The organism is [Clostridium] polysaccharolyticum (assembly GCF_900111595.1).
Lineage (GTDB): Bacteria > Bacillota > Clostridia > Lachnospirales > Lachnospiraceae > Clostridium_AI > Clostridium_AI polysaccharolyticum.
Genome location: NZ_FOHN01000020.1, coordinates 49,960 through 60,000 on the forward strand (window position 1 = coordinate 49,960; position 10,041 = coordinate 60,000).

Here is a 10,041-nt window from a genome sequence, read left to right on the forward strand (position 1 = left end):
ATGAAGATAGTTGTTACAGGAGTCGGAGCTGTTACGCCAGCTGGTGAAACAGCAGAGAAAATGTGGACATCTATTCTGGAAGGAAAATCAGGGATTCATAAGATAACGAATTTCGATGCATCAGAATGTGATACTCAGATTGCAGGGGAAGTATCTGGTGATTTTGAAGAAAGAGGGAAAGAACTTATTCCTAGAAGAATTAGAAAGCAGATGACAAGAACTACTCGTATGGCATTAGTGGCAGCGGAAGAAGCTATCAAGGATTCAGGCATAGATGAATCGGATATTGATAAGAAAAGAATAGGTGTTATTATGGGAGTCATTGACACTACATACGGAGAGAAAGAGCGTACGGAATCAGAACTTAACATGGTTGTAAAGCGTATGCCAAATGCACCAAGTGCATGGATTACTATTTTGCATGGTTATGAGGGGGTAAACTTTAATGTATCTTCAGCATGTGCATCTTCTGCTTACTCTATTTCCATAGCAGCCAGCCTTATTCAGTCAGGAATGTATGATGTGGCAATCGCAGGTGGAGCAGATTCAACGATAACGCCAGATGGAATAAAAGGATTCAATCAGATTATGGCACTTTCTACTAGAAATGATGATCCAGAAACTGCATGCAGGCCATTTTCTAAATCAAGAGACGGATTTGTAATGGGAGAGGGGGCAGGAATTATTATATTGGAGACAGAGGAATCTGCTAAGAAAAGAAATGCTAAGATTTATGGGGAATTAGCAGGTTTTGCATTTACAAGTGAAGCATCTGGAATTACAGCTCCAAAGGCAGATGGCATAGGAATGGCACAGACTATGGAAATGGCTTTGGAAAATGCTAAAGTAGAAAAAGAAGAGGTAGACTATATTAATGCACATGGAACTTCCACCAACTTAAATGACAAGTATGAAACTATGGCGGTAAAAAAAGTGTTCCAAGATCATGCTAAAAAGCTCTGCATATCTTCTACCAAATCCATGACAGGCCATACCCTAGGTGCAGCAGGAGCTATTGAAGCTATTATTACTTTGTTCGCTATTAAAGAACAGATTGCGCCTCCAACTATCAATTACGAAGAACCAGATGAGGAATTAGACTTAGACTATGTACCAAATAAACCAAAGAAACGAAACATCAATGTGGCCTTATCAAATTCCTTTGGTTTTGGAGGACATAATGGCACATTGGTATTCAGAAAATATACAAAAGATTCATGATTTCCACTAAGAAAGAGGGAATAGATATGAAAAAAATATTGTTTGTAAGCTTTCCAGCAACAGGCCATGTAAATGCTTCTAAAAAATTTATCAAAGAGCTTTGCCAGCGACAGGACAGTGAAGTGTATTATGTAACTTTAAGAGAACATTTTAGACGATTTGATGATGTGAAAGGACTTCATCTGATCCCATATAACGAGGAGTATGTACAGTATTACAGAACGGAAGAAAAACATTCTGGCAAGATAAAAAGCAATTTGCTTCAGCTTCTTTATATGTTATATCAAATGATGGAGAAGTCGGTGGAGTTTATAGATCACACAGTAGAAAGAATCAAGCCAGACCGGATTGTTTGTGATCCATTTGCAATTGGTGCAAAGGCAGTGGCAAAAAAATACAAGATACCATATCATCTGTATTTTTCGTTTTTAGTTCAGAATCCAGCAGGAGATGCCATGCCACCTGGAATTAAGAAAATGATTTTGTTACATCCCGTCACTTTGTTTAAGGCAATGAGACTCCAGAAAAAGCTTACAAAAAAATATGGATACTGTGATATGCCTTGGGATCTTTTGGATCATCAGCATGTGAAAACAATTGTTACAACATCAAGCAAGTATCATCCTTATGGAGACAGGTATCCGGAAAATGTATTTTTTGCAGGACCACCAGACGTTTGGAAAACAGAACCAAAGCCAAAAAAAGATATGGTTTTTGTGAGTCTAGGAACAGTGGAAAGCAATGTTTGTGTTATAAAGGCTTGCTTGGAACTTGCAAAGACTAAGAAATGTGAGTTTGTTATTACATTAGCAGGCAACAAGCAAAATTACATACAGAAAGAGGATTCCTTAACCAATGTAACCATTTATGAGAATCTTACACCAGAAGAATTCAGGGGAGTGCTGTCGGAAGCCAAAGTTTTCATTAACAGTGGCGGAATTAATAGCGTTAGTGATTCTATTATGGCAATGACTCCAGTATTGGTATATTCAGCTTCACAAGAAAGCCATGATATGGGGGTATTGGTACAAGAATATCATTGTGGGTATCTCCATGAAGGGAAGATAAAGGTTAAGGAACTAGAAAGGGAAATTGATTTGTTATTACAGGATAAGTCCTATTCAAGCGGCTTGCCAATATATAGGGAATCATTTTGGAATGCTGCAGGTTATGAGAAAGCAGCAGAATTTGTTTTAAGGGAATCATAAAGATAAATTGGAGGGTAATGAGATGAAAACATTAGTTGTTTTTTATTCAAAGACTGGAATAACAGCTGAAACAGCAAAACTTATGAAAAAACAGGCAGGGGATCATTCGTTAGATGTAGTGAATATTAAGGAAAATAAAAAAGTTTCTCCATCTGGATATGATCGTGTATACATAGGTTCAGGTGTTTATGGAGGAAGCATGCCAATGGAGCTTGCACAATTTGTACAAAAGAATGCAAGTGAATTAAAAGAAAAAAAATTAATCGTATTTATCCACGCACTAGGTTCTGAAGAAAAATATCAGAAAATAGCAGCAAAGATCATGTCACCTTTAGGGAGAAAAAATTATGAGGTATTTTACCTTGGAGGAAAAGCAGAACTTTCTAAACAGAACTTTTTTATACGTGCATTGATGAAGAAACTAGCAAAAGCCAAGAATCTTGATATGGAGTACCCAAATACTATTTCCCAGAGTGAAATTCAGGCATTGTTAAAAACCATATAAAGAAATGGACTGGGTGATCTGGGGAAGAAAAGAAACAGAAGGAAAAACAGGTATTTGGTCAAAAGAATGGATTTATAGTATGGTTGCTTGCTATTATGGAAAACAGAACATTCAGAAATTAATACAAAGAACAAAATGGAATAAGCCATTTTTAGTATTAGACAATGGGAAGCAGGCCTATTTTAACTATTCTCATACAAAAAAGTATCTGTTAGCTGGCTTTAGTGAGGATGCAGACGTAGGAGTTGATATTGAGGAAATTAAGAGAGGACACAGATCGGTTAATCTGATAACAGAATGCCTTGCCAGTGAAGAACGGAAGTATATGAAAACTCTGGATAAGAGTAAACAGAGGGAAGCACTGCTGAAAATCTGGGTACAGAAAGAAGCCATTGGCAAGGCACTAGGGATCGGGTTGATTTATGATACATCAAGTTTTGTTGCAAGATACAAAGCAGATGTGCATAGAGAAAGTTTTCAGATTGCTTTTGGCAATAGAGAACTGATCGGGCAAGTCTGGAGAGAAGATGATTTCTGGGCATGTGTTACACAGGCTTATAGGATTAAGCAGAAGACGGGGGCTTTAGGTAAGGAAAAAGGAAGGCAGGAATATTAGAGAAAGGGAAAAAAGATTTTCGGATAGAATGGAGGAAACTGTTAGATGAGTAAAGTAAAAAAAATAATTTTGAGGATTGCAATTGCTATAATTGTAATATGTGGTGGCATTACGTTTCTAATATATAGTGTATTAAAGAACAATGACCAAAGAAAAGCTTATGCCGAAACCTTTGGTTCAGGAGACAAAAAAGCATTTGTGATGTATCAGCCTTCTAGTACAGATGTAATGAAAAATATAACAGACAACTATGTAAGAGGTCTGGTGGATGCTGGATATACAGTGGATGTTACTTATCCGGATTTAGAGAAAGAATATGACGTAAGCCAGTATGATCTGGTATCCTATGGTTCGCCGGTTTATGGCGGAAAAGCACTTGATATTATGAAAAAATGCGTTGAAAAAATTACAAATTACAAAGATGGCATACAAGTATTTTTATATACAACTGGCGTAGATAATAAGGAAAAGGAAATGGACGGCTTTAAAAAAGCAGTGCAATACTCAAATGTTACGACTCAGAAGATATATGTAAATTCTAAGACAAAATTAGAAGAAGCATATGAAATGGGGGCAGGCAAGTAAAAATATGACTATTCCAAAAGGGAAAATCCCGAACATTATTACGGTATCTAGGATGCTTCTGGTTTTAATGGATGCAATTGCAATAATACAGGATAGGAAAGGAAATGTGATTTTGTTTGGTTTAGCATGGATTTATTTATCAGATATGCTAGATGGCTATATAGCTAGAAAATTGCATGCAGAAAGCATCTTGGGACGCCATCTTGATGTGTTAGCAGATGGATTGTATACGATAGGGTTTACCGCTGTATTTACATACAGTACCAGCCTGTCACCAGCTGTTTTGTTAAGTATTGTGATAGAGTACCTGGTTTTTATATTCACAGCAAAGAAGTTAGCAAGCAAAGGGCATGGCATCTACGATGCAATTGGAAAATCTGCTGCAGTTTACTATTACTTGTTTACAGGAGTTTTAACCATTATATGGGTAAAGGAGATGAGAGCGGAAATATTGATTGGATATTTGTCAGGTATATGTATTGTACTGACGGTAATAGGATGTGCATGCAGGATAAAGCTTATCTGCAAAAAGACATGATTATTCAAATAAGGAGAAGATGCTATGTACTGCAGAAGATATTATCAGAATGCTATGCAGGTGGCTTTAGAACGTGACGACTGGTCTTGCTTCCAGACAGAAGAAAGTATGTATTATCAGGAGAATGGTGAAGTAAGGAAGAGAGAAGAAAATCTGTTAAGGGAGCATCATTTTCATATTTTTCTTAACGGAACACCATATGCAGTTTTAGTTTGTACACCTATGCAGCTTACAGCACTTGTGGTGGGACATCTTGCTACAAGCTGTATCATAGCTGATGTGAGTGACATAAAAAAAATAGAGTATAACGAAGATAATTCAAACTGCCAAGTCTGGCTATGGAAAGAAAATGTGGCAGAATACATAGACAAAGAGTGGATTACCTCTAGTGAAAATAATCAAAAGATCTATGAAGCGTTAAAAGTACCAGAAGTTAGAGAGAATACATTTGTCTGGAAGCCAGAATGGATAACCGCTATGGCAGAAATGTTCCGGAAAGATACAGAGCTGCATGCATCCACACATGGTACCCATAGCTGTTTTCTAGGGAGAGGTGGAAAGATACTTTATGTGTGTGAAGATATAGGAAGACATAATGCGTTAGATAAAGCAGTTGGTATGGGAATGTTAAATGGAATTGCACTTTCGGACTGCATGATTTATATAAGCGGAAGAGTGCCACTTGATATGCTAGGGAAAATTATTAGAACCAGAATTCCGTTGATAGCAAGTAATACAGTACCAACAAGCCAGTCGGTAGCGTTGGCAAAACAGAAGAATATCACGCTGATTGGGAAGGCAAGGCCAAACGGATTTATTATTTATGCAGATGGAAGAAAGGATGGATAGGGATGGGACTGAGTCATTTTGATAAATCTGGAAATGCTGTTATGGTAGATATATCAGGCAAAGCACAGACACAGAGGATTGCACAGGCAACGGGGAAAATATATGTTGGAAATGAAATTATGACTCATATAAAGGAACAGGCCATAGGGAAAGGAGATGTTCTTGGAGTGGCAAGAATCGCTGGAATTATGGCGGTCAAGAGGACACCAGATATTGTTCCGTTATGTCACTCCATTCCAATATCCAGAGCAGAAATAGATTTTGAATTACTTACAGATAATGCAATTGCGGCAACCTGTACAGTAAAAACAGAAGGAAAGACAGGGGCAGAGATGGAGGCATTGCACGGGGTCAGCATAGCCTTATTAACTATTTATGATATGTGCAAAGCAGTGGATAAAAACATGCATTTAGAAGAGATACATCTGGTTAAAAAAACGGGGGGAAAGTCAGGCACTTTTGAGTATGCCAAAAAGGATTAGAAAAAAGCAGATTAGAAGGAAGAAACATGATCGACCAATTCGGAAGAACAATTGACTATATGAGAATTTCTATAACAGATAAATGCAATCTGCGATGTCAGTATTGCATGCCAGGTAATATTATTCAGAAGGAAGAGGAAAATTATCTAAGCTATGATGAAATGATTCGTGTCTGTAACATAGCATCCCAGCTTGGAATCCGGACATTTAAAATTACGGGAGGAGAACCATTCTTTAGAAAAGGGAGCATTTCTTTTATGAAAGAATTAAAAGCACTTCCTGAAACCAAAGAAGTTACCCTGACCACCAACGGAATATTATTAAAAAGAAATTTAGAGGAACTATGTGCAGCAGAACTTGATGCCATTAACATTAGTCTGGATACACTGGATGCACAATTCTATAAAACCATTACAGGGAATTGCCAGGCTGACCTTCTGGATGTGGTAAATTCAATTATCGAACTGCGAAAACGAGGACAAAGGATAAAAATCAATACGGTTATTTTAGAACACACATTGGAAGAAGTGGAAAGTCTCATACAGTTCGCAGAGCAATACGGAATAGATCTGCGTTTTATTGAAATCATGCCAGTCGGTGCAGGGGCGGATTATAAATTAGTAAAATCAAGTGAGTTATTAGAAAAAATAAAAGAACAGCATAAAAGTCTGCGTCCATACCAGAAAAAGATTGGCAATGGACCTGCAAGATATTGTGAAGCGGATGATATAAAATGCAAGATTGGGATTATTGATGCAGTGAGCAATTGTTTTTGTGGAAGCTGCAGCCGGATCCGCCTGACAAGCAAAGGAGAATTAAAACCATGTCTTGCTTATAAAGAAGGGGTGGATCTTAAAAGTCTCTTAAAGGCTGGAATCAGTGATAAGGAACTAAAAGAGATTATGAGAGAAACCATTTATAAAAAGCCCAAGGCCCATAATTTCCATCATGGACAAGTGTACGAGACAAGAAACATGAATCAAATAGGAGGATAGGTATGGGGAAAGTATTAGCAGTATGCGCTAGCAAGGAAAGAGGCGTGGCAAAAAAAAATATCGAAAGCATGTATTTTTTAGAAAACTGGGGTGGAAAAGAAGATGCCCATGCAGGGCACTGGCATAGGCAGGTGAGCCTGCTAGGAGCAGAAAAAATAGAAGAATTTTGTCAAAAGGGAGTAAATGTTCCATACGGAACATTTGGAGAGAATCTCGTAGTAGAAGGGTTCGATTTCCGCAAGCTGCCGGTGGGAACTTGGCTTCGCTGTAATGAGGTCCTGCTGGAAATCACGCAAATCGGAAAAGAGTGTCATACCCACTGTGCAATCTATCAAGCTGCTGGAGATTGTATTATGCCAAGGGAAGGTGTGTTTGCAAAGGTGCTTCAATCTGGAACTATTTCCGTAGGAGATGAAATGGCCATTGAAAAAACTGAAAAAAGAAGGCCATGGCAGGCAGCTGTCATTACGTTAAGCGATAAAGGAGCAAGAGGGGAAAGAGAGGACATCAGTGGAAGGGCTGTTGCAGATTGTTTAGAGTCGGAAGGCTACGAAGTGGTGGAAAAACTGATTCTGCCAGATGAAAGAAGCCTGCTTCAGAAAACACTGGTCCGTCTGGCAGATCAAAGACAGCTAGATCTGATTCTGACCACTGGAGGAACTGGCTTTGGGTTACGAGATGTAACACCAGAGGCAACCTTAGCCGTTGCTACACGTAATGTTCCAGGAATAGCAGAAGCAATGCGGGCAGAATCTATGAAGTTTACCAAGAAGGCTATGCTGTCAAGAGGAGCATCGGTTATTCGGAATAAGACCTTGATTATTAACATGCCAGGAAGTCCTAAAGCCTGCAGGGAATGCATGAATGTGTTTATGGAGGTATTGCCGCATGGGTTAGGGCTGTTAAGAGATGAAGTGCGGGAGTGCGGGGAGAGTTAATCGTTAGCTATGTAAAAAATGCACAATGTACATTGTGCATTTTTTTTGCGAAAAAAGAAAAAATTGCACGAAAGAAGAAATACAACCCTAAAAATATTTGAAAAACATTGGATTAAATTTAAAAAAGAAAAGATTTATTTATAAACCATTGTAATAAAATTTATAAGCTTGTATAATAAAAGACATCAGCAGAACAGATAGGAAAGAGAATCCATTACAGACTATTTTTTCGTTACATAGTTCAAATTATCACATTTTCAGATACGAGGAGGAAATGTATGGCAGGAACGGATATAGTAATTTCCTTACAGGGAGATCACTATATGGTAGAGAGTGCAGGCGGTTACTTCAAGCTAGGGACGAGGGAAGGACGAATATTACAAAAGTTAGTGAATGAGGATGATACAACCCGTATTCTAGAAGAAGAGCAGATTACGAAAGAACAGTTAGATCAATATATAGATGCTTTTAAAAATGTTGGAGTTATCGGGGAGCAGAAAAAGAAAAGGCAAAACATCCTTTTCTACCGTATTCCATTATTTCAGGCAGACCCTATGTTTGCCAGAATTGTGGCCTGTATGAAAAACCATAAGGAGGCTGTTAAGGGAACATTTATCACAAGCATATTAGTGATTTTAGCAGGATGTATCTTGATGGGTATTAATTTTGGCGATATTTACTCAAGAAGTCTCTTGCATTTAAAGAGTTATGAATACGCTACTATATATGTAGTATTTTTACTTACCGTGTGTATGCATGAAATGGGGCATGGAATTGTGTGTAAGTACAATGGTGGTAAAGTTGGAACACTGGGTTTTATGCTGATTATCTTTTCACCAGCTATGTATTGTGATATTAGTGGTGTACGAATGATCAAAGATAAACGAAAACAGATTATGGCATCAGCAGCAGGAGTTTATGTAAACTTATTTTTTACAGGATTAGCATCCATCGCCTTTGCCATAAAACCTTTGCCATTATTTGCAGCATTCATTATTTTAAATGTTACTACAATCGTAAGTAACCTCATTCCAGTTGTTCGTCTGGATGGGTACTGGATTCTAAGTTTTGCAACAGGAATTACAAACCTGTATAAAAATTCTATGAAAAGTGTGAACTTGCTATTCAAAAAATGTACTGGAAAAGAACGGTTTATGGCAATATACGGAGTTATTACTTATAGTGTTATGGGAATTGCCATAGTGTCAATCGCAGTATCAGCCGTAAAGACCGTCATATGGGTTGCTCAATATGTTTTTCATTTTTAGAAAAACAATGAGAATAGAGAACTTATTAAATTGGACATCAGTGTTAAAATTATAAAAAAGTGTGTTGAAAGGAGGAAAGGACCATGGAAATCAGAGTAGAAAAAATGGAAGATGTAATCGCAGCTGAAAGTATAGCTTACTATGTAGGATATGCAGTAGGTTCCGTTGTAAGAGTATTAGTTGAAAAATAATATGGACACGTGCCAAATAGAAAAAGGAGGACAATATCTATGGAAATCAGAGTAGAAAGAATGGAAGATGTAATTGCACCTAACGGATTTACACAAGCAGTAAAAGATTTCTGCAGAGGATTTGCAGATGCATTTAAGTAAGCCATAAAAAACCCGAACGTATTAGAATATAGAAAAAAGGGGCTGTGAAAAAATGAGAAATCATTTTTTCGCAGCCCCTTCTTAAATTTATTCATTCTCAGCAAAGCTCCATGGATACTTTCAAGGTTTTGGATAACCTCTTTATGCATGATAGTAAGTTCTCTATTCACTCGGATTGTTCGGTTTTTATCTGTCTTTTTACACTGTGTTGCATAAGGACATCCTCTACAGTCTTCACAGGTATAGACTTCTTCCTGACGCCCATACTGGTTGCCCCTCACATATCGTCGATATGCAAAATTGAACTTTTTATCATTCGGACATCTTAGACTGCCTTCATTGTCAACTTTGAAATTGACTGAGCGGAATGGATCTTCGTGGTACTTCTTATCCGATGTTTCCTTTTTAAACATTGGGAACTTCATGTATTTCTCCATTCCATGCTGCTCGCAGTATATGTAATTATTATAAGAGCCGTATCCTGCATCAGCAGTCGGATATTTA

11 protein-coding genes and 1 pseudogene are annotated in these 10,041 nt (G+C 37.7%); 11 read left to right on the forward strand and 1 reads right to left on the reverse strand.

Annotated elements, in window-relative coordinates; translation table 11 throughout:
• From fabF to BMY85_RS11825, 11 genes are all read left to right on the forward strand, one after another.
• Entirely contained in the window at positions 1 to 1,221 is a 1,221-nt protein-coding gene (gene fabF, locus BMY85_RS11775; protein WP_092478474.1) for a beta-ketoacyl-ACP synthase II, read from the forward strand.
• A 26-nt stretch (positions 1,222 to 1,247) separates the two neighbouring features.
• On the forward strand, positions 1,248 to 2,429 hold the full coding sequence (locus BMY85_RS11780) for a glycosyltransferase (RefSeq protein ID WP_177180766.1): 1,182 nt from the start codon (positions 1,248 to 1,250) through the stop codon (positions 2,427 to 2,429).
• 22 nt (positions 2,430 to 2,451) lie between these two features.
• Complete coding sequence (locus BMY85_RS11785) at positions 2,452 to 2,934, forward strand: flavodoxin family protein (RefSeq protein ID WP_092478476.1); 483 nt, start codon at positions 2,452 to 2,454, stop codon at positions 2,932 to 2,934.
• 13 nt (positions 2,935 to 2,947) lie between these two features.
• On the forward strand, positions 2,948 to 3,550 hold the full coding sequence (locus tag BMY85_RS11790) for a 4'-phosphopantetheinyl transferase family protein (RefSeq protein WP_177180767.1): 603 nt from the start codon (positions 2,948 to 2,950) through the stop codon (positions 3,548 to 3,550).
• A 45-nt stretch (positions 3,551 to 3,595) separates the two neighbouring features.
• On the forward strand, positions 3,596 to 4,135 hold the full coding sequence (locus BMY85_RS11795; protein WP_092478478.1) for a flavodoxin domain-containing protein: 540 nt from the start codon (positions 3,596 to 3,598) through the stop codon (positions 4,133 to 4,135).
• The gene (locus BMY85_RS11800) at positions 4,113 to 4,673 is read left to right on the forward strand and encodes a CDP-alcohol phosphatidyltransferase family protein (protein WP_092478479.1); all 561 of its coding nucleotides are present in this window, start codon (positions 4,113 to 4,115) and stop codon (positions 4,671 to 4,673) included. The genes BMY85_RS11795 and BMY85_RS11800 overlap by 23 nt, the downstream gene beginning before the upstream one ends.
• A 24-nt stretch (positions 4,674 to 4,697) precedes the next feature.
• Positions 4,698 to 5,522, forward strand: coding sequence for a formate dehydrogenase accessory sulfurtransferase FdhD (gene fdhD, locus BMY85_RS11805; RefSeq protein WP_092478480.1), 825 nt, complete (start codon positions 4,698 to 4,700; stop codon positions 5,520 to 5,522).
• A gap of 2 nt (positions 5,523 to 5,524) precedes the next feature.
• Positions 5,525 to 6,004, forward strand: a complete 480-nt coding sequence (gene moaC, locus BMY85_RS11810; RefSeq protein WP_092478481.1) for a cyclic pyranopterin monophosphate synthase MoaC — start codon at positions 5,525 to 5,527, stop codon at positions 6,002 to 6,004.
• Between the two features lie 26 nt (positions 6,005 to 6,030).
• Positions 6,031 to 6,999, forward strand: coding sequence for a GTP 3',8-cyclase MoaA (moaA, locus tag BMY85_RS11815; protein ID WP_092478482.1), 969 nt, complete (start codon positions 6,031 to 6,033; stop codon positions 6,997 to 6,999).
• A 2-nt stretch (positions 7,000 to 7,001) separates the two neighbouring features.
• Positions 7,002 to 7,937 carry an MOSC domain-containing protein gene (locus BMY85_RS11820; protein ID WP_092478483.1) on the forward strand — a complete coding sequence of 312 codons (936 nt, stop codon included), beginning with the start codon at positions 7,002 to 7,004 and terminating at the stop codon, positions 7,935 to 7,937.
• A 278-nt stretch (positions 7,938 to 8,215) separates the two neighbouring features.
• Positions 8,216 to 9,205: a M50 family metallopeptidase gene (locus tag BMY85_RS11825; RefSeq protein WP_092478484.1), complete on the forward strand. Its 990-nt coding sequence runs from the start codon at positions 8,216 to 8,218 to the stop codon at positions 9,203 to 9,205.
• Positions 9,206 to 9,596: 391 nt separating this feature from the next.
• Here BMY85_RS11825 and BMY85_RS16295 read toward each other — a convergent pair.
• Positions 9,597 to 10,041: pseudogene (locus BMY85_RS16295) on the reverse strand (transposase); the annotation flags it as partial.